The organism is Bacillus sp. CH140a_4T (genome assembly GCF_008923725.1).
Classification (GTDB): Bacteria; Bacillota; Bacilli; order Bacillales; family Bacillaceae_G; genus Bacillus_A.
In genome coordinates this window covers 142,630-166,125 of sequence record NZ_WBPF01000013.1, presented here as the reverse complement: position 1 = coordinate 166,125, position 23,496 = coordinate 142,630, and the positions used below count along the sequence as shown (strand labels likewise).

At 37.4% G+C, this 23,496-nt stretch carries 26 protein-coding genes; 25 read left to right on the top strand and 1 reads right to left on the bottom strand.

All coding sequences use genetic code 11. The features are described from left to right. Positions 1-75: 75 nt before the first annotated feature. From rsgA to spoVM, 4 genes are all read left to right on the top strand, one after another. The gene (rsgA, locus tag F8162_RS09420; RefSeq protein ID WP_151632662.1) at positions 76-957 is read left to right on the top strand and encodes a ribosome small subunit-dependent GTPase A; all 882 of its coding nucleotides are present in this window, start codon (positions 76-78) and stop codon (positions 955-957) included. A 2-nt stretch (positions 958-959) separates the two neighbouring features. Next, positions 960-1,604: a ribulose-phosphate 3-epimerase gene (gene rpe, locus F8162_RS09415; RefSeq protein WP_087958595.1), complete on the top strand. Its 645-nt coding sequence runs from the start codon at positions 960-962 to the stop codon at positions 1,602-1,604. Positions 1,605-1,703: 99 nt separating this feature from the next. Then, positions 1,704-2,384 carry a thiamine diphosphokinase gene (locus F8162_RS09410; RefSeq protein ID WP_151632660.1) on the top strand — a complete coding sequence of 227 codons (681 nt, stop codon included), beginning with the start codon at positions 1,704-1,706 and terminating at the stop codon, positions 2,382-2,384. Between the two features lie 66 nt (positions 2,385-2,450). Continuing rightward, a complete protein-coding gene (spoVM, locus tag F8162_RS09405; protein ID WP_001213599.1) occupies positions 2,451-2,531 on the top strand; it encodes a stage V sporulation protein SpoVM in 81 nt (26 codons plus the stop codon). Positions 2,532-2,604: 73 nt separating this feature from the next. On the opposite strand, the gene rpmB is transcribed toward spoVM, so the two are convergent. Next, entirely contained in the window at positions 2,605-2,793 is a 189-nt protein-coding gene (gene rpmB, locus F8162_RS09400; RefSeq protein ID WP_000124776.1) for a 50S ribosomal protein L28, read from the bottom strand. 375 nt (positions 2,794-3,168) lie between these two features. On the opposite strand from rpmB, the gene F8162_RS09395 reads away from it, so the two are divergent. The 21 genes from F8162_RS09395 to F8162_RS09295 all read left to right on the top strand — a co-directional run bounded on the left by F8162_RS09395 (position 3,169) and on the right by F8162_RS09295 (position 23,454). Then, entirely contained in the window at positions 3,169-3,531 is a 363-nt protein-coding gene (locus F8162_RS09395) for an Asp23/Gls24 family envelope stress response protein (RefSeq protein ID WP_000021109.1), read from the top strand. A 22-nt stretch (positions 3,532-3,553) separates the two neighbouring features. Then, positions 3,554-5,230: a DAK2 domain-containing protein gene (locus F8162_RS09390; protein WP_151632658.1), complete on the top strand. Its 1,677-nt coding sequence runs from the start codon at positions 3,554-3,556 to the stop codon at positions 5,228-5,230. Between the two features lie 289 nt (positions 5,231-5,519). Further along, positions 5,520-7,568 carry an ATP-dependent DNA helicase RecG gene (gene recG, locus F8162_RS09385; RefSeq protein ID WP_151632656.1) on the top strand — a complete coding sequence of 683 codons (2,049 nt, stop codon included), beginning with the start codon at positions 5,520-5,522 and terminating at the stop codon, positions 7,566-7,568. Between the two features lie 88 nt (positions 7,569-7,656). After that, the gene (gene fapR / locus F8162_RS09380; protein ID WP_071746801.1) at positions 7,657-8,250 is read left to right on the top strand and encodes a transcription factor FapR; all 594 of its coding nucleotides are present in this window, start codon (positions 7,657-7,659) and stop codon (positions 8,248-8,250) included. Then, a complete protein-coding gene (gene plsX / locus F8162_RS09375) occupies positions 8,247-9,239 on the top strand; it encodes a phosphate acyltransferase PlsX (RefSeq protein ID WP_151632654.1) in 993 nt (330 codons plus the stop codon). The genes fapR and plsX overlap by 4 nt, the downstream gene beginning before the upstream one ends. Before the next feature lie 14 nt (positions 9,240-9,253). After that, positions 9,254-10,198, top strand: coding sequence for an ACP S-malonyltransferase (fabD, locus tag F8162_RS09370; protein WP_151632652.1), 945 nt, complete (start codon positions 9,254-9,256; stop codon positions 10,196-10,198). After that, positions 10,198-10,938: a 3-oxoacyl-[acyl-carrier-protein] reductase gene (fabG, locus tag F8162_RS09365; protein ID WP_151632650.1), complete on the top strand. Its 741-nt coding sequence runs from the start codon at positions 10,198-10,200 to the stop codon at positions 10,936-10,938. The genes fabD and fabG overlap by 1 nt, the downstream gene beginning before the upstream one ends. A gap of 69 nt (positions 10,939-11,007) precedes the next feature. Further along, positions 11,008-11,241 carry an acyl carrier protein gene (gene acpP / locus F8162_RS09360; protein WP_000786062.1) on the top strand — a complete coding sequence of 78 codons (234 nt, stop codon included), beginning with the start codon at positions 11,008-11,010 and terminating at the stop codon, positions 11,239-11,241. 58 nt (positions 11,242-11,299) lie between these two features. Beyond that, positions 11,300-12,037, top strand: coding sequence for a ribonuclease III (gene rncS, locus F8162_RS09355; RefSeq protein ID WP_001146868.1), 738 nt, complete (start codon positions 11,300-11,302; stop codon positions 12,035-12,037). 147 nt (positions 12,038-12,184) lie between these two features. After that, positions 12,185-15,754, top strand: a complete 3,570-nt coding sequence (gene smc / locus F8162_RS09350; protein ID WP_151632648.1) for a chromosome segregation protein SMC — start codon at positions 12,185-12,187, stop codon at positions 15,752-15,754. 15 nt (positions 15,755-15,769) lie between these two features. Beyond that, positions 15,770-16,759, top strand: coding sequence for a signal recognition particle-docking protein FtsY (ftsY, locus tag F8162_RS09345; RefSeq protein WP_000007644.1), 990 nt, complete (start codon positions 15,770-15,772; stop codon positions 16,757-16,759). 134 nt (positions 16,760-16,893) lie between these two features. Further along, entirely contained in the window at positions 16,894-17,226 is a 333-nt protein-coding gene (locus F8162_RS09340) for a putative DNA-binding protein (RefSeq protein ID WP_000891061.1), read from the top strand. Between the two features lie 12 nt (positions 17,227-17,238). Then, positions 17,239-18,588 (top strand): signal recognition particle protein, encoded by a 1,350-nt coding sequence (gene ffh / locus F8162_RS09335; protein ID WP_000863466.1) that lies wholly within the window; start codon positions 17,239-17,241, stop codon positions 18,586-18,588. A gap of 100 nt (positions 18,589-18,688) precedes the next feature. Next, the gene (gene rpsP / locus F8162_RS09330) at positions 18,689-18,961 is read left to right on the top strand and encodes a 30S ribosomal protein S16 (RefSeq protein ID WP_000268750.1); all 273 of its coding nucleotides are present in this window, start codon (positions 18,689-18,691) and stop codon (positions 18,959-18,961) included. A gap of 14 nt (positions 18,962-18,975) precedes the next feature. Beyond that, positions 18,976-19,203: a KH domain-containing protein gene (locus tag F8162_RS09325; protein WP_000737399.1), complete on the top strand. Its 228-nt coding sequence runs from the start codon at positions 18,976-18,978 to the stop codon at positions 19,201-19,203. Positions 19,204-19,324: 121 nt separating this feature from the next. Further along, the gene (rimM, locus tag F8162_RS09320) at positions 19,325-19,840 is read left to right on the top strand and encodes a ribosome maturation factor RimM (protein ID WP_000170282.1); all 516 of its coding nucleotides are present in this window, start codon (positions 19,325-19,327) and stop codon (positions 19,838-19,840) included. Next, on the top strand, positions 19,840-20,574 hold the full coding sequence (gene trmD, locus F8162_RS09315) for a tRNA (guanosine(37)-N1)-methyltransferase TrmD (RefSeq protein ID WP_064475006.1): 735 nt from the start codon (positions 19,840-19,842) through the stop codon (positions 20,572-20,574). Before rimM ends, trmD begins: the two co-directional genes overlap by 1 nt. A gap of 146 nt (positions 20,575-20,720) precedes the next feature. Beyond that, positions 20,721-21,065: a 50S ribosomal protein L19 gene (gene rplS / locus F8162_RS09310; RefSeq protein WP_001186518.1), complete on the top strand. Its 345-nt coding sequence runs from the start codon at positions 20,721-20,723 to the stop codon at positions 21,063-21,065. Positions 21,066-21,166: 101 nt separating this feature from the next. Continuing rightward, on the top strand, positions 21,167-21,718 hold the full coding sequence (lepB, locus tag F8162_RS09305) for a signal peptidase I (RefSeq protein ID WP_000711857.1): 552 nt from the start codon (positions 21,167-21,169) through the stop codon (positions 21,716-21,718). 20 nt (positions 21,719-21,738) lie between these two features. Next, positions 21,739-22,629: a ribosome biogenesis GTPase YlqF gene (gene ylqF / locus F8162_RS09300; protein WP_151632646.1), complete on the top strand. Its 891-nt coding sequence runs from the start codon at positions 21,739-21,741 to the stop codon at positions 22,627-22,629. 51 nt (positions 22,630-22,680) lie between these two features. Continuing rightward, on the top strand, positions 22,681-23,454 hold the full coding sequence (locus tag F8162_RS09295; protein ID WP_151632644.1) for a ribonuclease HII: 774 nt from the start codon (positions 22,681-22,683) through the stop codon (positions 23,452-23,454). Positions 23,455-23,496: the final 42 nt, after the last annotated feature.

The window sequence follows — 23,496 nt, the reverse complement described above, 5'->3', positions numbered from 1 at the left end:
AATAAGTATTTAAAGAATTTTAAACCATTCAATATTAATTACAGCTTCACTTTATACAAAATAAAGGAGAATTATATGCCAGAAGGAAAAATTGTAAAAGCTCTAAGTGGGTTTTATTATGTTCAGCATGAAGAAGGGATTACACAATGCCGCGGGCGTGGTGTGTTCAGAAAAAATAAAATTACACCACTGGTAGGAGACCAAGTCGTTTTTCAAGCAGATAATCCAAGTGAAGGATACGTGCTTGAAGTATTTGATCGAAAAAATGAACTTGTTAGGCCTCCTATTGCTAATGTTGATCAAGCAATTCTCGTTTTCTCAGCAGTAGAACCAGATTTTAATCCGGGACTGTTAGATCGATTTTTAGTGCTGATTGAATATCATAACATTAAGCCGATTATTTGCATTAGTAAGATGGATTTAGTGGATGAAAAAATGAGAGAGACTGTTGAATCTTATGCGAATGACTATCGTGAGATGGGATATGATGTATTATTTACTTCTATCAACACTTCGGAAAGTATTGATATTTTAAAACCATTCTTAGAAGATTGTGTTTCTGTTGTTGCAGGGCAATCTGGTGTTGGGAAATCTTCTATGCTTAACGTTTTACGCCCAGATTTAGAACTGAAAACGAATGATATTTCCTCGCATTTAGGACGCGGGAAACATACGACAAGACATGTGGAATTAATTGCGGTTGGAAGTGGACTAGTTGCAGATACACCTGGTTTTAGTTCACTTGATTTCATAGATATAGAGGTAGAAGATCTTACATATTGTTTTCCGGAGTTGAAAGAAGCGAGCCAATACTGTAAATTTAGAGGGTGTACACATCTTTCTGAACCGAAATGTGCTGTGAAGGCTGCGGTTGAAGAAGGAAAAATTACAGAATATCGTTATAAGAATTACAAACAATTCGTAGAAGAAATTAGAGAGAGAAAGCCGAGGTATTAGTTATGATTAAAATTGCACCATCGATCTTATCAGCAGATTTTTCAAAATTAGGGGAAGAGATTAAAGATGTAGAAAAAGGCGGAGCGGATTACATTCATGTCGATGTAATGGATGGACATTTCGTACCAAATATTACGATTGGACCATTAATTGTAGAGGCGATCCGCCCGATTACATCGTTACCGTTAGATGTACATTTAATGATTGAAAATCCTGATAACTATATCCCGACTTTCGCAAAAGCAGGAGCAGATATTATTACTGTTCATGTAGAGGCGTGCCCTCATTTACATCGTACGATTCAGTTAATTAAATCTCATGGCATTAAAGCGGGAGTTGTATTAAATCCGCATACGCCAGTTTCAACGATTGAGCATGTATTAGAGGATATCGATATGGTATTACTTATGACAGTAAACCCTGGATTTGGCGGACAGAAATTTATCCATTCTGTATTACCGAAAATTAAACAAGTTGCAGAAATGGTTAAAGAGCGCAATCTAGACGTAGAAATTGAAGTTGATGGTGGTGTAAACGCTGAAACAGCAAGACTTTGTGTGGAAGCAGGAGCAAATGTACTTGTAGCTGGGTCAGCAGTATACAATCAAAAAGACCGCGGTGAAGCAATTCGTGTCATTCGTGGATAATGAATGAGCGAGTCTTTATCCCAGTGAATCTTCTAGTGTAGTAAGTTTTCACTATTTATAAAGGATAGAGAAAAAATATGTAAAAAGGCAATCTACCGAATGGCAGGTTGCCTTTTTACAATAGAAAGGGAAGGAAACATGATTATTCATATTTTAGCGGGCGGACCTGCGGAATATTGTGCAGATTTTTCTCGATATGAAAATGAGAAAGTAGTTTGGGCGGCAGTTGATAGAGGTGTATACCGTTTATTAAAAGGAGGAATTACTCCAGCTGTTGCGTTTGGAGATTACGATTCAGTTACTGAAGAGGAATTAGTATGGATGGGCCAGCAAACAAATGACTTACATATTGTTCCTCGTGAAAAAGATCAAACAGATTTGGAAATTGCGATTAACTGGGCGTTAGAACAAAATCCTACATTGATTCGTATTTTTGGTGCCACCGGTGGAAGGCTGGATCATGGTTTAGCAAATATACAGATGCTTTTAAGAGGGTTAGAAGTAGAGATAGAAATGTGTATTGTAGACAATAAAAATGAAATAAGCGTGAAAAAAGTAGGTACACATATAATTGAAGATAATAAAAATTTCCCTTATGTATCTTTTGTACCGGTTACTGAAATAGTGGAAGGGATTACATTACTTGGTTTTAAGTATCCTCTAACTAATAAAACAATAGAATGGGGATCAACACTTTGTATTAGTAATGAACTCGTTGAGGAAAAAGGTACTTTTTCATTTAGTTCTGGCATATTAATGGTGATAAGAAGCACTGATTAAAGAAACAATTTTGCTCCTTACATCATATAGTGAACAAGTGGAGTAATGGGGATTAGGAGGGAAACCATGAGATTTTATACAATTAAGTTACCTAAATTTCTTGGTGGAATTGTTCGTGCCATGTTAAATACCTTCAAAAAAGATTAAAAAAAGCACCTATTACCGGTGCTTTTTCCATTGTCATAGTAAAAAAAGAGCCTAGCGGCTCTTTTTTTTATTATTAAACACGTTCGATTTTGCCAGATTTTAATGCTCTAGCAGAAACGTAAACACGTTGAACTTTTCCGTCGATGCGTACGCGAACTTTTTGAAGGTTAGCGCCCCATTTACGTTTTGTAGCGTTCATTGCGTGAGAACGAGAGTTACCAGAACGAGCTTTTCTTCCAGTGATAGCACAAACACGAGCCATTTATATTTCCCTCCCTTGATACCTTACCATACGTAATTTTTCAATGTTAGTCTTTTTTGCGATGCTAAAAACACTACTATAATTTAACACAACTAAAAAGAGAATGCAACACCGTAGAAAAAAGAAATCAAGAAAAATTACTTGACACCATATGTCGATGATGAAAAGTTGAAATCAAGAAAAATTACTTGACATATTATAGTAGTACATGTTGTATAATAACAATGGACTATTTTGCTCATCATAAAAAATGTGATTTAAAACATAAAATATGAGAGTGAAAAGAAAGAACGATGGAATTTTCTTTAAAAAGATTATATGATAGTAACTAAAGTAGTCTAGCTCACTTTCACCATTTATGAAGGGGGAAACGAGATGTCAATTGAAATTAAAACAAAGTATGGTCAAATTGATATTAGTACAGATGTAATTGCAACAATTGCTGGAGGTGCCGCAGTAGATTGCTATGGTATCGTAGGTATGGCATCAAAAAATCAGTTAAAAGATGGTTTAACAGACATTTTACGAAAAGAAAACTTCACTAGAGGTGTTATTGTTCGTAAAGATGAAGATGAAGTACATATTGATATGTATATTATTGTGAGCTATGGTACGAAAATTTCAGAAGTAGCACATAACGTGCAGACGAAAGTGAAATATACATTAGATCAAACTGTAGGACTAGCAGTAGATTCAGTAAACATCTACGTACAAGGAGTTAAAGTAATAAACTTGTAATGTGCATTAAGGAGGAAAATCTGTGTCAATTCAAAAAATTGATGGGAAACGTTTATCACAAATGATCATGCAAGGAGCGAATAATTTAACAAATAATGTTCAGCTTGTTGATGCATTAAACGTATTTCCAGTTCCAGATGGCGATACCGGTACAAACATGAACTTATCAATGACTTCAGGCGCACGTGAAGTGAAAGCAAATCCTTCACAGCATGCTGGTAAAGTCGGCGTAAGTTTAGCCAAAGGATTATTAATGGGAGCTCGTGGTAACTCTGGTGTTATTTTATCTCAGTTATTCCGTGGTTTCTCTAAATCCATTGAACAAAAAGAAGAATTAACAACAGTTGATTTTGCTGCAGCTTTAGATGCTGGGGTAGAAGCGGCTTACAAAGCGGTTATGAAACCGATTGAAGGAACGATTTTAACGGTTGCAAGAGAAACGGGTAAATATGCAGTGACAGTTGCGAAAAAACAGCGCGACTTTGTTTTGTTTATGGAAGACGTTGTGAAAGAAGCGAATGCATCGTTAAATCGTACGCCAGATTTATTACCTGTATTAAAACAAGTTGGCGTTGTAGATAGCGGTGGTAAAGGTCTTGTTGTTGTATATGAAGGGTTTTTAGCTGACTTAAAAGGAGAAACGATTTCTTCTAATGTGTCTGCCCAACCATCTATGAATGACATGGTACGCGCAGAACATCACCGTAGTGTACAAAGCCAATTGAGTACAGAAGATATAAAGTATGGATATTGTACGGAATTCATGGTGAAATTAGAGCCTCAAAAAATGAAAGAACATAATTTCTCTGAACAAAAATTCCGTGAAGATATTAGTGTATACGGAGATTCACTACTTGTTGTATCAGATGATGAGGTTGTTAAGGTTCATATTCATGCGGAACATCCTGGAGATCCTATGAATTATGGACAACGTTATGGTAGTTTAATTAAGATTAAAGTAGAAAATATGCGTGAACAGCATACTGCTTTATTAGATGAGCCGACTATGATGCCTGAGCCGACTAGCCAGTCTAAAGAGAAACAACCGTACGGTATCGTAACTGTAGCTATGGGATCTGGTATCAAAACTTTATTTGAGAGCATTGGCGCGACGAAAGTTATCGAAGGTGGCCAAACGATGAATCCAAGTACGGAGGATATTGTGAAGGCGATTGAAGAAGCGAACGCTGAAAAAATCATTATTTTACCGAACAACGGGAATATCGTGATGGCAGCAGAACAAGCAGCGTCAGTTGTTGATCAAGAAGTGATTGTAATTCGTTCGAAAACAGTTCCTCAAGGTATGGCTGCAATGTTAGCATTTAATCCAGTTGGAACGTTAGAAGAGAATGAAGAAAACATGAAAGAAGCTTTATCTCATGTGAAAACCGGTCAAATTACGTATGCTGTACGTGATACGGAAATTGATGGTGTAGCAATTCAAAAAGATGATTTCATGTGTATCGCAGATGGAAAAATCGTATCAACAAATGCTGAAAAAGTAGGAGCTGCGAAGCAATTACTAGAAGCACTTATTGATGAAGATTCTGAAATCGTAACGATTCTACAAGGTGAAGATGCAACTGACGAAGAAGTAGCTGAGTTAGTTGAATTTGTAGAAGAGAACTTTGAGGACTCAGAAGTAGAAGTACATACTGGAAACCAACCGGTGTATTCTTTCATCTTCTCTGTAGAATAAGAAAAAATTCGTTTTGAAAATAAATGGATTACTTACTTGCTGATGGATAAGAAGTAGTAATATGAAGTTTATTACTAGTTTTTATTCAAAAGGCTAGCATATTGAAGATAAAAAGAGCCTTGCTGCTAATAGTGAGGCTCTTTTCTTTCGTATTGCTTATGAGGGATTTGAGTAGTTTCTCTTAGAATGCCTATGATAGAATATATAAGGTGAAATAGAGCGATTACAGATGTAAATCGCGTTAATGGATAATGAATCAAAGAAAATAATGTGACGGAGCGTGAGAATCTTGAATGAAGTTGTACAAGTTCCTGTTACGGATGTAAAGGGAATCGGAGGCGAAACATCTGAATTACTACACGAGATGGGAATTTATACAGTTTCTCATCTATTAGAACATTTTCCGTACCGTTATGAAGATTATGCGATGAAAGATCTTGCTGAAGTAAAGCATGATGAACGGGTAACAGTTGAGGGGAAAGTTCACAGTGCTCCTTTACTGCAATATTATGGGAAGAAAAAGTCGCGTCTTACGGTTCGTGTCCTCGTCGGTCGTTATTTAATTACAGCTGTATGTTTTAATAGACCGTACTATAAGCAGAAGTTAACTTTAGATGAAACGGTAACGATTACTGGTAAATGGGATCAGCATCGTCAAACGATTGCAGTATCAGAGCTTCATTTTGGACCAGTTGTACGTCAACAAGAAGTAGAGCCTGTATACTCAGTGAAAGGGAAACTTACAGTAAAACAGATGCGCCGTTTTATTACCCAAGCGTTCAAGGAGTATGGAGAATCTATAGTTGAAGTGTTGCCTGACGGATTGCTAAGTCGATATAAATTATTACCACGTTATGAAGCGCTTCGGGCGTTGCATTTTCCAGCAGGGCAGGAAGATTTAAAACAAGCGCGTCGCCGTTTTGTATATGAGGAGTTTTTCTTATTTCAGCTAAAAATGCAAACATTACGGAAAATGGAGAGGGAAAATTCGAAAGGGACGAAAAAAGAAATTCCTTCAGCAGAATTGCAAGAGTTTATCGATACACTTCCGTTTCCGTTAACTGGTGCACAGCGCCGGGTTGTAGATGAAATTATGAAAGATATGACATCTCCTTATCGGATGAATCGTCTATTGCAAGGTGATGTAGGTTCTGGGAAAACAGTCGTTGCAGCGATTGGCCTTTATGCAGCGAAATTAGCACATTATCAAGGCGCTTTAATGGTTCCTACAGAAATTTTAGCAGAGCAACATTATCAATCGCTCGCAGAGACGTTCTCGCATTTTGGTATGAAGGTTGAATTGTTAACAAGTTCTGTTAAAGGTGTAAGGCGTCGAGAGATTTTGGCAAAATTAGAACAAGGAGAAATAGATATCCTTGTTGGAACACATGCTTTAATTCAAGATGAAGTTATCTTTCATAGGTTAGGTCTCGTTATTACTGATGAGCAACATCGATTTGGTGTAGCGCAGCGACGAGTTTTAAGGGAGAAAGGTGAAAGTCCGGATGTTTTATTTATGACGGCGACGCCAATTCCGCGTACGTTAGCAATTACTGCATTTGGAGAGATGGATGTTTCTATAATCGATGAGATGCCAGCTGGTAGAAAGGTAATTGAAACATACTGGGCAAAACATGATATGTTAGATCGAGTTCTCGGTTTTGTGGAGAAGGAGATAAAAAAAGGAAGACAAGCATATGTTATTTGTCCCCTTATTGAAGAATCTGAGAAACTTGATGTACAGAATGCGATCGACTTACATAGTATGCTGACTCATCATTATCAAGGGAAATGTCAAGTCGGATTAATGCATGGCAGACTCTCATCTCAAGAAAAAGAAGAGATAATGGGACAATTTAGTGAAAATAAAGTGCAAATTCTTGTGTCGACAACAGTTGTTGAAGTAGGTGTGAACGTACCGAATGCGACTGTAATGGTTATTTATGATGCAGAGCGTTTCGGTTTATCGCAGCTCCATCAGCTCAGGGGACGTGTTGGGCGTGGTAGTGAACAATCATATTGTTTATTAATCGCGGATCCAAAATCGGAAACGGGAAAAGAGCGAATGCGTATTATGACCGAAACGAATGATGGATTTGTATTGTCAGAAAAAGATTTAGAGTTAAGAGGTCCTGGAGATTTCTTTGGAAGTAAGCAAAGTGGTTTACCAGAATTCAAGGTTGCTGATATGGTACATGATTATCGAGCGTTAGAAACAGCTAGACAAGATGCGGCGTTACTAGTAGATTCAGAAGCGTTTTGGCATAATGATCAGTATGCTTCGCTGCGTACTTATCTTGACGGGACAGGTGTGTTCCAAGGAGAGAAGCTCGATTAAAGGGAGGCAACGAAAGTTTTTGTTGCATTCTACTTTTAATGATTATATACTACTGTTAGTACCTAGTCATAAAAATGGATGGTGCGGTATGAAAAAAAGAAGAAGTAAAAAAGAAAGACAAGAATTATTACAACAAACAATAGAAGCGAATCCTTTTATTACGGATGAAGATTTAGCAGAAAAATTTCAAGTGAGTATACAAACCGTACGTCTTGATCGTATGGAATTATCTATTCCTGAATTAAGAGAAAGAATTAAACATGTAGCTACAAAGCAACATGAAGAAGATGTGAAATCTTTACCGTTAGAAGAGGTTGTCGGAGAAATTATTGATATAGAATTAGATAGACATGCGATTTCTATCTTTGAAGTGAAGGTAGAACACGTATTTAAAAGAAATCAGATTGCCCGTGGGCATCATTTGTTTGCACAAGCAAACTCACTAGCTGTTGCGGTTATTGATGAAGAATTAGCTTTAACTGCAAAGTCTACCATTCGATACATTCGTCCTGTAAAATTAGGAGAGCGTGTTGTTGCAAAAGCGCGCGTTGAAGATGTAGAGAATGATAAAGGCCGGACCGTTGTCAAAGTGCGTAGCTTTGTTGGAGAAGAACTTGTTTTTACAGGCACTTTTGAAATGTATCGATCTAGTAATTATAGTGAGGAAGGTAACAACTTATGAAAATCGCAATAGATGCAATGGGCGGCGATCATGCTCCAAAGGCTGTCGTATTAGGAGCAATGAAAGCTATTAAGGAATATTCTGATTTACATATTACGTTAGTAGGGAAAGAAGAGGAAATTCGTCAATACTTAACGAGTGAAGAACGAATTACTATACTTCATACAGATGAAAAAATCGAATCGACAGATGAACCTGTAAGAGCGGTTCGTCGAAAAAAACAAGCTTCAATGGTACTAGCAGCGCAGCAAGTGAAAGACGGCGTAGCGGATGCTTGTATATCAGCTGGTAGTACAGGAGCTTTAATGGCGGCTGGATTGTTCGTTGTAGGTCGTATGGAAGGAATTGAGCGACCAGCTTTATCCCCTACAATGCCAACTGTTGATGGAGAAGGTTTTGTTATGTTAGATGTTGGAGCGAACGTTGATGCAAAACCAATTCATTTATATCAATATGCAATAATGGGATCTGTATACGCTGAGAAAGTAAGAGGAATTAAAAATCCTCGCGTTGGACTTTTGAACGTTGGAACAGAGGATGGCAAAGGGAACGAGCTTTCAAAACAAGTCTTTGCAATGCTTAAGGATGCCCCAATTAATTTCGTTGGGAACGTTGAATCAAGAGATTTATTGCAAGGTGTAGCAGATGTTGTTGTATGTGATGGTTTTACAGGAAATGTAGCGCTAAAATCATTAGAAGGAACAGCACTTGCGTTATTTTCTATGTTAAAAGAGCAGTTAATGAGTTCGTTTACGAGCAAATTAGCAGCAGCGGTATTAAAGCCAAAACTTATGGTATTAAAAGATAAAATGGATTATTCGGAGTATGGAGGAGCGGCATTATTTGGATTGAAAGCTCCTGTCATTAAGGCTCACGGTTCTTCCAATGACCAATCAATATTTAGTGCGATTCGTCAAACGAGAGAAATGGTAGCGAAAGAAGTTATTCCTACTATTTCAAGCGTAATGGAGAAAGAGCCACTCCAATAAGAGGAGGATTTGAAATGGGAAAACTAGCATTTCTTTTTCCGGGCCAAGGTTCACAGGCAGTTGGAATGGGTAAACAGTTAGCGGAGAATAATAAAGAGGTTGCAAATGTGTTTGTCAAAGCAGATGAGGTGTTGCAAGATTCGCTTTCAGAAGTGATTTTTGAAGGGCCGCAGGAAAAACTTACGTTAACGACAAATGCGCAGCCGGCCTTATTAACAACGAGTTTTGCTATTTTGACAGCTTTGAAAGAGTATGATATTACACCAGACTTTGTTGCAGGACATAGTTTAGGTGAATATAGCGCTCTTGTAGCAGCGGGTGCAATAACTTTTGAAGACGCTGTATATGCTGTAAGGAAACGTGGGGAATATATGGAAGAAGCTGTTCCTGGCGGAGAAGGTGCAATGGCGGCTATTTTAGGTGCTGATCCACATATGCTGAAACAAGTTACAGAAGAAGTAACAAGTGAAGGATATGCAGTACAAATTGCTAATATGAATAGTACGAAGCAAATTGTGATTTCTGGAACAAAGCAAGGAGTCGAGATTGCTTCTCAAAGAGCGAAAGAAAATGGTGCAAAGAGAGCAATTCCACTTAAGGTAAGTGGACCGTTCCACTCTTCGCTTATGAAGCCAGCAGCGGAGAAGTTCCAAAGTGTCTTAAATGAAATTACAATTCAAGATACGAATATTCCTGTTATCGCAAATGTAACAGCAGACGTTATTACAAGTGGTGCACATATTCAAGAAAAGCTAATTGAACAGCTCTATTCGCCTGTCTTATGGTACCCGTCCATTGAAAACATGGTGAATCAAGGGGTAGATACATTTATTGAGATTGGACCTGGGAAAGTACTTGCTGGACTTATGAAGTCAATTGATTCATCAGTGAAAGCATATGCGATATACGATGAAGAGACATTAAAAGATACCATTTCAAATTTGAGAGGAGAAAACTGATGTTAAAAGGGAAAGTAGCATTAGTAACTGGCGCTTCACGTGGAATTGGTCGTGCAATTGCGATTGATTTAGCGAAACAAGGGGCAAATGTTGTAGTAAATTATGCTGGTAATGAGCAAAAGGCAAATGAAGTAGTTGATGAAATAAAGAAATTAGGTTCGGATGCAATTGCAGTAAGAGCAGATGTTGCAAATGCTGAAGATGTTACAAATATGGTGAAACAAACTGTAGATACATTTGGACAAGTTGATATTCTTGTAAATAATGCAGGTGTAACAAAAGATAATTTGTTAATGCGTATGAAAGAAGAAGAATGGGATACAGTTATTAATACAAACCTAAAAGGTGTATTCTTATGTACGAAGGCAGTATCTCGATATATGATGCGTCAACGTCATGGACGTATTATTAATATCGCTTCTGTTGTTGGAGTAACAGGTAATCCAGGACAAGCAAACTATGTTGCTGCTAAAGCGGGTGTAATCGGATTAACAAAAACATCAGCAAAAGAGTTAGCGAGCCGTAATATTACTGTAAATGCAATTGCTCCTGGGTTTATTGCGACTGATATGACGGATGTATTAGATGAAAATATAAAAGCCGAAATGTTAAAATTAATTCCTGCAGCTCAGTTTGGTGAAGCGCAAGATATCGCAAATGCTGTAACGTTTTTTGCTTCTGATCAAAGCAAATATATTACAGGGCAAACGTTAAATGTTGATGGCGGAATGGTAATGTAATAAAAGAATCGATTTCAACTAGTTTTTTTGGCCAATATTTAATATAATATTTGAGGGGAGGTGAATGGAATGGCAGATGTTTTAGAGCGTGTAACAAAAATCATCGTTGATCGTTTAGGTGTAGAAGAAACTGAAGTAGTACCAGCTGCGAGCTTTAAAGAAGATTTAGGCGCAGACTCCCTAGATGTAGTAGAACTTGTAATGCAATTGGAAGATGAATTTGAAATGGAAATTTCTGATGAAGATGCTGAAAAGATTGCTACTGTTGGCGATGCTGTGACTTACATAGAGAGTCATCTATAATGCTTAAGTGAAGTCCCGTTTTTTAGCGGGGCTTCTCGGCTTATATCTGGAGGGACCTATGCCGTACCGAAAACATAGAGAAAAAAAATACGAAACAAAATATCGTGAAGCATTTAAAGTATTTCAAGAAGAGATAGGTATTACGTTTTCAGATGAAAAATTATTGATTCAAGCATTTACGCATTCATCGTATGTGAATGAGCATCGAAAAAAACCGCATGAAGACAATGAGCGTCTCGAATTCCTTGGAGATGCAGTATTGGAACTTACTGTGTCGCAGTATCTGTTTCAAAAATATCCGACAATGAGCGAAGGAGAGTTAACAAAACTACGTGCAGCTATTGTATGTGAACCATCTCTTGTTCGTTTTGCAAACGAGTTGTCATTTGGAAGCCTTGTTTTATTAGGGAAAGGTGAGGAAATGACGGGTGGACGTGAACGACCAGCTTTATTAGCGGATGTCTTTGAAGCGTTTATTGGTGCCCTTTATCTTGATCAAGGGCTTGAAACAGTTTGGGGATTCTTAAAAGAAGTTGTATATCCGAAAATTAATGAAGGTGCTTTTTCTCATGTGATGGATTATAAGAGTCAATTGCAAGAATTGATTCAGCGTGATGGTAGTGGCAATATTGAGTATCAAATTTTGCAAGAAAAAGGACCGGCCCACAATCGAGAATTTGTGTCACGTGTTACTTTAAATAACGTGGCTTTAGGTCTTGGTAGTGGTAAGTCGAAAAAAGAAGCAGAGCAACAAGCTGCTGCAGAAGCATTGAAAAAATTAAAAGAACAACTATAAGGAATCCCCCTTTGAATGAGGGGGATTCCTTATGCATAGAATGAAACTTTCTTTTTGTTTGTGAATAAAGGGAAGGGAAATCCGTATAATAGCTTGTTTTTGTATAGACAACAGTTATAACAACGGAGAATAGGAGGAAGGCCTTTCGTGTTTTTAAAAAGATTAGAAATAGCAGGGTTTAAGTCTTTTGCTGAGCGTGTATCTGTTGATTTTGTCCCAGGTGTAACTTCTGTAGTAGGACCTAATGGAAGTGGGAAAAGTAATATTACTGATGCGATTCGCTGGGTACTTGGTGAACAATCTGCAAAATCATTACGTGGTGCAAAGATGGAGGATATTATTTTTGCAGGCAGTGATACGAGAAGAGCGGTTAATGTTGCTGAAGTAACAATAACTTTAAATAATGAAGATCAACGTTTACCGATTGAATATAATGAGGTGTGTGTAACGCGTCGTGTATCTCGCTTGGGTGATAGTGATTTTTATATTAATAAACAATCATGTAGATTGAAAGATATTATCGATTTATTTATGGACTCTGGTATGGGAAGAGAAGCTTTTTCGATTATTAGCCAGGGGAAAGTTGAAGAGATTTTAAGTAGTAAATCAGAAGAACGTCGTGGTGTATTTGAAGAAGCTGCGGGAGTGTTGAAATACAAACTTCGTAAAAAGAAAGCTGAAGTGAAATTAGCAGACACACAAGAAAACTTAAATCGTGTACAAGATATCATTCACGAATTAAGTAGTCAAGTAGAACCTTTGGAAAGACAAGCTTCTATTGCGAAAGATTATCTCGAGAAAAAAGAAGAATTAGAGAAAGTAGAAGCGGCGCTTATTGTACATGAAATTGAAGAATTACATGAGAAATGGGAAGCGCTTCGAAATCAGTTTGGGCATAATAAAAATGAAGAAGTGAAAATGTCAACGCATTTACAAAAAGGTGAAGAAGAGCTAGAGGAATTACGAGGACAATTACAAGCAGTAGATGAGTCTGTAGATTCCTTGCAAGAAGTACTTCTTCTTTCTAGTAAAGAGCTAGAAAAGTTAGAAGGACAGCGTGAGTTATTAAAAGAGAGAAAACAAAATGCAACGACGCATTGTGCACAACTCGAACAGTTAATTGTTGAATTAACAGAGAAAGCTACAAGTTATGATGGTGAAATTGAATCCAGTACAGAAGTGTTGATGCAATTTGTAAATCAAGTAAAAGAGTTGGAGACAAAATTGCATGATAATGAGCTACTGCTTGCAACTTTTGCTGACAATTTAGAGGAACAAATTGAGAATTTAAAAGGTGACTATATTGAACTTTTAAATCAACAAGCTAGTCACCGTAATGAGTTATCTATGATTGAAGAACAATCTAAACAACAAAACTCAAAAAATGAACGCCTCGATGAAGAAAATGCGAAATATGTAGAAATACGTATGGAAATTACAGCGAAAAAGACGAAACTTGTGGAAAGTTATGAACAAGTGAAAGAAAAAGTAGCTGGTATCCTTTCGAATATACAAAAGACAGAAGCGGCACTTGGGAAATGCAAGACGCAGTATAGTGAAAATGAAACAAAACTGTATCAAGCGTATCAATTTGTACAACAGGCACGTTCTCGAAAAGAAATGCTAGAAGAGATGCAAGAAGATTACTCTGGTTTCTATCAAGGAGTACGTGAAGTATTAAAAGCTAGAGAAGATAGGTTGCAAGGTATCGAGGGTGCTGTTGCAGAACTGCTAACGGTACCGAAAGAATATGAAATTGCAATGGAAATTGCTCTAGGTGCAGCGATGCAGCATATTGTCGTACAAAAAGAAGAAAATGCTCGTAATGCAATTACGTTTTTAAAACAAAATAAACATGGACGAGCAACGTTTTTACCGCAAGCTGTTATTAAAAGTAGATCGTTATCATTTGAACAATTACGTATTGTAAATCAACATCCATCGTTTGTAGGTGTGGCGGCAGAACTTGTGCAGTATAACAATAAATATGAAAATGTAGTTTCAAATTTATTAGGTACTGTTATTGTTGCGAAAGATTTACGTGGGGCGAATGAGTTGGCGAAACAACTGCAATACCGATATCGCATTGTTACAATCGAAGGTGATGTAGTGAACCCTGGCGGTTCTATGACTGGTGGAGCGGTAAAGCAGGCAAAATCTTCTTTATTAGGACGTCAACGTGAACTAGAAGAGTGGACGAGCAAGTTGACTGATATGGAAGAAAAAACAACGAAGTTAGAAAACTTTGTTAAAGCAGTAAAGCAAGAAATTCAAGAAAAAGAAGTGAAAATACGCGAACTAAGGCAAAGTGTAGAAGCAGAGCGTGTAGATGAACAGAAATTAAGAGAAGAAATTAGTCGCTTAGAATTAGAAGAACATCGTATTAATGATCGTTTATCTATTTACGATTTAGAGATTGAAGGATTTTTACAAGATCAAGTGAAAATACAAGGGCGTAAAGAAGAGCTAGAAAAGATTTTAGCAACGCTTCAAGCAGAGATTACGGAATTAGATAGTAAAATTGTCGCTTTAACAAAACAAAAAAGTGAGCAGCATTCTTCGAAAGAAAAAGTGCAAAAAGAAATGACGGAGTTAAAAGTGTTAGCGGCTGAAAAGCAGCAACGCTTATCTAATCAAAAAGAAAAAGTTGAACGATTGACGAAGGAAAAAGAAGAAACGGATGCAACGCTTGTCAAAACGAAAGAGGATTTAGCATTCTTAAAACAAGAAATGACATCTAATTCAAGTGGTGAAGAACAGATTACGAATATGATTGAGAAGAAAGCATATGATCGTAATCAAACTTCAGAGTTAATTCGCTCTCGTCGTGAACAACGCGTATCGTTACAAGAGAGAGTAGAACATTTAGAGCGTAATCTGAAAGAAACAACAGGTAAACATAAATACATTCTTGAGATGCTGAAAGATCAAGAAGTAAAAATAAACCGACTTGATGTAGAGTTAGAAAATAGATTACAACATTTACGTGAAACATATACAATTTCATTTGAAGCAGCAAAACTGAAGTATACTATGATGATGCCTGCAGAGGATGCGCGTAAAAAGGTGAAACTAATTAAATTATCCATCGAAGAGCTAGGCACAGTAAACTTAGGGGCAATTGAAGAGTATGAGCGTGTAGCAGAGCGTCATACATTCTTACTAGAGCAAAAAGATGACCTAGAAGAAGCGAAAACGACATTACACCAGCTTATTACTGAAATGGATGAAGAAATGAAAAAACGCTTCTCTACTACGTTTGAAGGAATCCGAATGGAGTTTCAATCAGTATTCTCTGAATTATTTGGAGGCGGTAGAGCGGATTTAGTCATGACGAATCCAGAGGACTTATTAAATACGGGTATTGATATTGTAGCGCAACCGCCAGGGAAAAAACTACAAAACTTAGGTTTACTTTCAGGTGGAGAGCGTGCTTTAACAGCAATTGCGCTGTTATTTGGTATTTTAAAAGTGCGCCCAGTCCCATTCTGTGTACTAGATGAGGTAGAGGCGGCTCTTGATGAGGCGAATGTTGCCCGTTTTGCGCAGTATTTAAAGAAATTTAGTGATGAGACACAGTTTATTGTCATTACACATAGAAAAGGTACAATGGAAGAGTCTGACGTATTGTACGGTGTAACAATGCAAGAGTCAGGGGTATCTAAACTTGTTTCGGTTCGTTTAGATGATGGAGAAGAACTAGTTGCAAGTAATTAGGAAGGATGGGACAGTATGAGCTTTTTTAAAAAATTAAAAGAAAAAATTTCAAAACAAACAGATACGGTAACAGAGAAATTTAAACATGGATTGGAAAAAACGAGAAATTCGTTTGCAGATAAAGTAAATGATTTAGTTTATCGTTATCGTAAAGTAGATGAAGATTTCTTTGAGGAATTAGAAGAAATTTTAATTGGTGCAGATGTCGGAGTTTCGACGGTAATGGAATTAATTGATCAATTGAAAGAAGAAGTGCAACGTCGTAACATCCAGGATCCAAAAGAAGTACAAGCTGTTATTTCAGAAAAGTTAGTAGGAATTTACAAAGGTGACAGTGAGTTTAGTAACGAAATTAATATGCAAGAGGATCAATTAACAGTTGTTTTATTTGTCGGTGTTAACGGCGTAGGAAAAACGACGACGATTGGTAAACTAGCACATAAATTCAAATCAGAAGGTAAGTCTGTCCTATTGGCGGCAGGAGATACATTCCGCGCGGGAGCGATTGAGCAATTAGAAGTATGGGGCGATCGCGTTGGTGTAGAAGTGATTAAACAAGGATCCGGATCTGATCCAGCGGCGGTTATGTATGACGCTGTACAAGCCGCGAAAGCACGTAAAGTAGACGTATTACTATGTGACACAGCAGGACGCTTACAAAATAAAGTAAACTTAATGAAAGAGTTAGAGAAAGTGAAGCGTGTAATTGAGCGTGAAGTACCGGGGGCTCCTCACGAAGTATTACTTGTTATTGATGCAACAACAGGACAAAACGGTTTGAGTCAAGCGAAAACATTCCGTGAAGCAACGAATGTTACTGGTATTGTTTTAACGAAGTTAGATGGAACTGCTAAAGGTGGTATTGTATTAGCGATTCGTAACGAAATGGATGTACCGGTGAAATTCGTTGGATTAGGAGAGCAAATGGATGACTTACAGCAGTTTGACCCAGAACAATATGTGTATGGTTTATTTGCGAACCTAGTAGAAACAGAAGAAGTGTAAGTGAAAGAAGCGGTATTTTCCGCTTCTTTTTCTATAAAAAATATGTGATGTTAAGAAAAAAACTTGACACTCTTTTGTACTCCATGTAAACTAATTCATGTAAAGGGAAATCACTTAACAAAGGATGATCCAACATGCTCGAGAAAACAACGAGAATGAACTATTTATTTGATTTTTATCAATCGTTGTTAACGCAAAAACAAAGAAGTTATATGTCGCTTTATTATCTAGATGATTTATCTCTTGGTGAAATTGCGGAAGAATTTGATGTAAGTCGCCAAGCCGTGTATGATAACATTAAACGGACTGAAGCGATGCTTGAAGAATATGAAGATAAATTAGTATTACTTCAAAAGTTTCAAGAGCGACAGCGACTTGTTGCAAAGCTAAAACAGCTAATCAGCGAAGAAGAGCATGTGAATGAAGAAATGAAACAAGTTGTTGAAGCTATCGAAAAATTAGATTAGGAGGGCGGCAATATGGCATTTGAAGGATTAGCCGACCGACTTCAACAGACAATGCAAAAAATCCGCGGCAAAGGAAAAGTTTCTGAAGCCGATGTGAAAGAAATGATGAGAGAAGTTCGTCTAGCTCTTTTAGAAGCGGACGTTAACTTTAAAGTAGTAAAAGATTTTGTAAAGCGTGTGTCTGAACGTGCTGTCGGACAAGATGTAATGACAAGTTTGACACCTGGACAACAAGTAATTAAAGTCGTACAGGAAGAACTTACAGAACTTATGGGCGGAGAGCAAAGCAAAATTGCTGTTGCTAATAGGCCACCAACTGTTATAATGATGGTTGGTCTGCAAGGTGCAGGTAAAACAACGACGACAGGTAAGCTTGCGAATTTGCTTCGTAAAAAGCATAATCGTAAACCAATGCTTGTTGCAGCGGATATTTACCGTCCAGCAGCGATTAAACAGCTTGAAACATTAGGGAAGCAATTGGACATGCCTGTATTCTCTTTAGGAGATCAAGTAAGTCCTGTTGAAATTGCGAAACAAGCGATTGCAAAAGCAAAAGAAGATCATCACGATTATGTTTTAATTGATACAGCAGGTCGCCTGCATATTGATGAAGAACTAATGGATGAATTAGCGAAAGTGAAAGAAGTTGCGAAACCGGATGAAATTTTCCTTGTTGTCGATGCGATGACGGGACAAGACGCGGTAAATGTTGCACAAAGTTTCCATGAACAGTTAGGTTTAACAGGTGTTGTATTAACGAAATTAGATGGTGATACGCGCGGTGGTGCGGCATTATCTATTAAGGCGGTAACAAATACACCGATTAAATTTGCTGGTATGGGTGAAAAACTAGATGCGATTGAAGCGTTCCATCCAGAGCGTATGGCATCCCGTATTTTAGGGATGGGAGACGTCTTAACATTAATTGAAAAAGCGCAAGCTACAGTTGATGAAGAGAAAGCAAAAGAACTTGAGCAAAAAATGCGTACGCTTTCGTTTACGCTTGACGATTTCCTAGAACAACTTGGACAAGTGCGTCAACTTGGACCGCTTGATGAATTGTTAGGAATGCTTCCTGGTGCAAATAAAATTAAAGGGCTGAAAAATGCGCAAGTTGATGAAAAACAAATTGGGCATATTGAAGCAATTATTCGTTCTATGACTAAATTAGAGCGAGAACAACCGGAAATAATCAATGCTAGTCGCAAAAAGCGCATTGCCAAAGGTAGCGGTACAACGGTACAAGAAATCAATCGTTTAATCAAGCAATTTGATGATATGAAAAAGATGATGAAAACGATGACGGGAATGCAAAAAGGTAAGAAAAAAGGACTAGGTGGATTGAAGTTTCCATTCATGTAAGGAAAAAAGATGGCTCTGTTAAGAAAAAATACTTTACAAAGCAATAGTCTTTTTGCTAATATAATTATCTGTGTGAAATAAATTCGGAGGTGCTTTATAAATGGCAGTTAAAATTCGTTTAAAACGTATGGGAGCTAAAAAAACTCCTTTCTATCGTGTAGTTGTTGCAGATTCTCGTTCTCCTCGTGACGGACGTTTCATTGAGGAAATCGGTACTTACAATCCGGTTGCTCAACCAGCTGAAGTTAAGATCAACGAAGAAGCAGCATTAAAATGGTTAGGAAATGGTGCTAAACCATCTGATACAGTTCGTAACTTATTCTCTAACCAAGGTATCATGGAGAAATTCCACTTATCTAAACAAGGTAAGTAATTGAGGCAATGACTATGAAGAAGTTAGTCGAGACGATTGTCAAGCCTCTTGTCGATCATCCTGAAGATGTAAAAGTTACACAGGAACTTTACAACGGAGAGATAAAGTATCGATTAACTGTACATCCTGAGGATGTTGGAAAAGTCATTGGAAAGCAAGGAAGAGTTGCGAAAGCAATTCGAATGCTCTTGTATTCAGTGGGACATCATAATGATGAAAAAGTAACACTGGAAATTCAATAAACGTAAAAAGGGCGAGGAGTTATTTCCTCTCCCTTTTTTAACATTTAAAGAGAAGTTGCATGTTCCATATATGAAATGGAAATGCTTAATTTATATAGAAACCAGGGGTGACATACTATTTATGACAAAATGGTTTAACGTAGGGAAAATTGTAAATACTCATGGCGTAAGAGGAGAAATTCGTGTTATTTCTCGTACTGATTTTCCAGAAGAGCGATATAAAGTAGGAAACACGCTATACATAAGTAATGAGAAAAGTACAGACTACCTTCCGGTGAAAGTAACTTCTCATCGTCAGCATAAGACATTTGATTTATTAACATTTGAAGGATACAACAATGTAGATGAAGCAGAGAAGTTTAAAGGTTCTTTAATAAAAGTACCAGAAGAGCAGTTAGGTGAACTAGCTGAAGGCGAATACTACTACCATGAAATTATTGGTTGCAGTGTTGTAACGGAAGAAGGAGAAGCGTTAGGAACAATAAAAGAAATTTTATCTCCTGGTGCAAATGATGTTTGGGTAATTAAACGTCCAAAAGGTCAAGATCTGTTAATTCCTTATATTGATGATGTTGTACTTCAAGTTAACATTGAGAATAAATTAGTAACCATTCATGTAATGGAAGGATTGCTATAATGAAAATTGACATTTTAACATTGTTTCCAGATATGTTTACGGGTGTGTTTGGATCTTCAATTTTAAAGAAAGCACAAGAAAAAGAAGCGGTAGAGCTTCGTGTTGTCAATTTCCGCGATTATACAACGAGTAAGCATAATAGCGTAGATGATTATCCGTATGGTGGTGGCGCTGGGATGGTATTAACCCCTCAGCCTATCTTTGATGCAGTGGAAGAGTTAACGAAGGAAACAGACCGTAAACCGAGAGTTGTTTTAATGTGTCCACAAGGAGAGCGTTTTACGCAGAAGAAGGCAGAAGAACTTGCTGAAGAAGAGCATGTTATTTTTGTGTGTGGTCATTATGAAGGGTACGATGAAAGAATTCGTGAGCATCTCGTAACAGATGAGATTTCTATCGGTGACTACGTATTAACCGGAGGAGAGTTAGCCTCTATGGTTATTACTGATAGTGTCGTGCGTCTCCTGCCGGGAGTGCTAGGAAATCATGCTTCACAAGTCGAGGATTCGTTTAGTACAGGTTTATTAGAGCATCCTCATTATACACGTCCAGCTGATTTTCGTGGTATGAAGGTACCGAATGTATTAATGTCAGGAAATCATAAAAATATTGATGAATGGCGACACAAAGAATCACTACGTCGTACGTACACGCGTAGACCGGATTTACTGGAAGAACGAGAATTATCTAAGCAAGAAGCGAAATGGCTAGAACAGATTAAAGAAGACAAGTAAGGGCTTGATATATTTCCTATTGCAACAGTCCTAGCAATATGCTATTATAACACTTGTGCTACTGAAATCAGTGGCCGTATTAACGATGTTCCGCTGTAATTTATTAAGACTTTATAAGAGCATCTGTTTAAAGGAGAGAATTTAATATGCAACAATTAATCGCAGAAATTACTCAAGGCCAATTAAAAACTGACCTTCCTTCATTCCGTCCTGGAGACACTTTACGTGTACACGTAAAAGTAGTTGAGGGAACTCGTGAAAGAATTCAGCTTTTCGAAGGTGTTGTAATTAAACGTCGTGGTGGCGGAATCAGTGAAACATTCACAGTTCGTAAGATTTCTTACGGTGTAGGTGTTGAGCGTACATTCCCAGTTCACACGCCAAGAATCGCGAAACTTGAAGTACTTCGCCGTGGTAAAGTACGTCGTGCTAAGTTATACTACTTACGTAACCTTCGCGGTAAAAAAGCACGTATTAAAGAAATTCGATAAGACATGTATGGGAGCTTGTAAATACACAAGCTCCCTTTTTCCAATCTATATAAAATTTTGATATAATACGAGCAGCTTACATAATCGTGGAGGGGAAATGCATGAAGAAAGAAAAGAGTTCACTTTGGGAATGGATCAAAGCAATTTTGATTGCTGTTGTATTAGCGGGTGTTATTAGACAGTTTTTCTTTGCACCAATTCTCGTAGATGGAGTGTCGATGGCGTCTACTTTACATGATCGTGATCGAATGATTGTCAATAAAATTGGTTATCACATAGGAGATCCAAAACGATTTGATATTATCGTATTCCGGGCAACGGAAGATAAAGATTATATTAAGCGCATTATCGGCCTACCAGGCGATGAAATAGAGTATCGTAATGATAAACTATATGTTAACGGAAAGGCTTATGAGGAGCCGTATTTAGACAAGCAAAAAAAACAAATTGCTGATGGGCCGCTTACATATGATTTTACTCTTGAAGAAATGACAGGGAAGAAAACTGTTCCAGAAGGTCAATTATTTGTTTTAGGCGATAATCGTCGTTTTAGTAAAGATAGCCGTTCGATTGGTACAATTTCAATGGACCAAGTGATTGGAAAAGCGAATATACTATATTGGCCGTTAAAAGATGCTCGTATTGTGAAATAAAAGAAAAAGAAGGTGGCAACATGGTAATTCAGTGGTTCCCGGGACATATGGCAAAGGCTAGACGCCAAGTAACAGAAAAATTAAAGTTAATTGATGTTGTAATTGAGCTTGTAGATGCTCGATTACCTTTATCTTCTCGAAATCCAATGATCGATGAGATTATTACACATAAACCGAGGCTTGTTGTTTTAAATAAAGCGGATATGGCAGATGATCGTTTAACAAAGCAATGGATCGCATATTTTAAAGAAAAAGGCCAGATGGCAATTTCAATTAACGCACAAGCTGGACAAGGTATGAAGGAAATTGCAGCGGCTTGTAAAGTATTGGTGAAAGAAAAATTTGACAAAATGGCTGCAAAAGGTATTAGACCGAGAGCGATTCGTGCATTAATTGTAGGTATACCGAATGTTGGTAAATCTACGTTAATTAATAAGTTGGCGAAGAAAAATATTGCTAAAACAGGAGATCGCCCTGGTGTGACAACAGCTCAACAATGGATTAAAGTTGGGAAAGAAATGGAATTGTTAGATACACCTGGTATTTTATGGCCTAAATTTGAAGATCAATTAGTGGGTCTTAGATTAGCGACAACGGGCGCAATTAAAGATTCAATTTTAAATTTACAAGATGTTGCTGTTTACGCACTACGTTTTATGGAGAAACATTATCCAGAACGTTTGAAAGAGCGATATAATTTAAATGAGATTCCAGAAGATATTGTGGAGTTATTCGATGCAATTGGAAAAAATAGAGGCTGTTTAATGGGCGGCGGAATGATCGATTATGATAAAACATCTGAGCTTGTACTGCGTGAGCTTCGTGGTGGAAAACTTGGAAAAATGACGTTTGAAACACCAGAAGAGTTTGCAGAGCAGACAGAAGATGCAGAAAAAGTAGAAGAAGTATAAGACGTGCGTTTGTACGTCTTTTCTTTTTTGTATATAAAGGGAGTGGCATGAATGCAAAAAGTGACTATTCAAGAAGCGGAACGTTTACTGCATGAAATAATGAGTGAAGAAGATGACCGCTTTCAAATATTAATGAAAGACGAGCGAAAAGGGGTACAAAAGCTCATTTTGAAGTGGCATAAACAAAAAGAGTTAGCGCAGAAAGAAAAAGAAAAGTTTTTCGAAATGTCCAGGTACGAGATTGCATTACGTGAAAAAGGTCTCACATATATCGCAGGTATAGATGAAGTAGGTCGTGGACCGCTAGCTGGGCCTGTTGTAACGGCAGCTGTTGTCCTTCCGGAAGATTTTTATATTCCAGGATTAAATGACTCGAAAAAGCTGAGTGAGGCGAAGCGAGAGCGTTTTTATGATGAAATCAAAGCGCAAGCAATTGCAATTGGAGTTGGAATTGTATCACCACAAATTATTGATGAGATAAATATTTATCAAGCGACGAAACAAGCGATGTTAGATGCTGTTGCGAATTTATCTTGTGCACCAGAATATTTATTAATTGATGCGATGAAACTTCCTACATCAATTCCGCAAACATCCATTATTAAAGGTGATGCGAAAAGTATTTCTATTTCAGCTGCATCCATTATTGCGAAAGTAACGAGAGATCGTATGATGAAAGAGCTTGGGGAAAAGTATCCTGCATATGGATTTGAACAACATATGGGATATGGCACAAAACAACATTTAGAAGCGATTGAAGCGCATGGAGTATTAGAAGAACATCGAAAATCGTTTGCGCCAATTAAAGATATGATTCAAAAATAAGCTGCGAATATGCAGCTTATTTTTTTATTTTGGTATACGAAC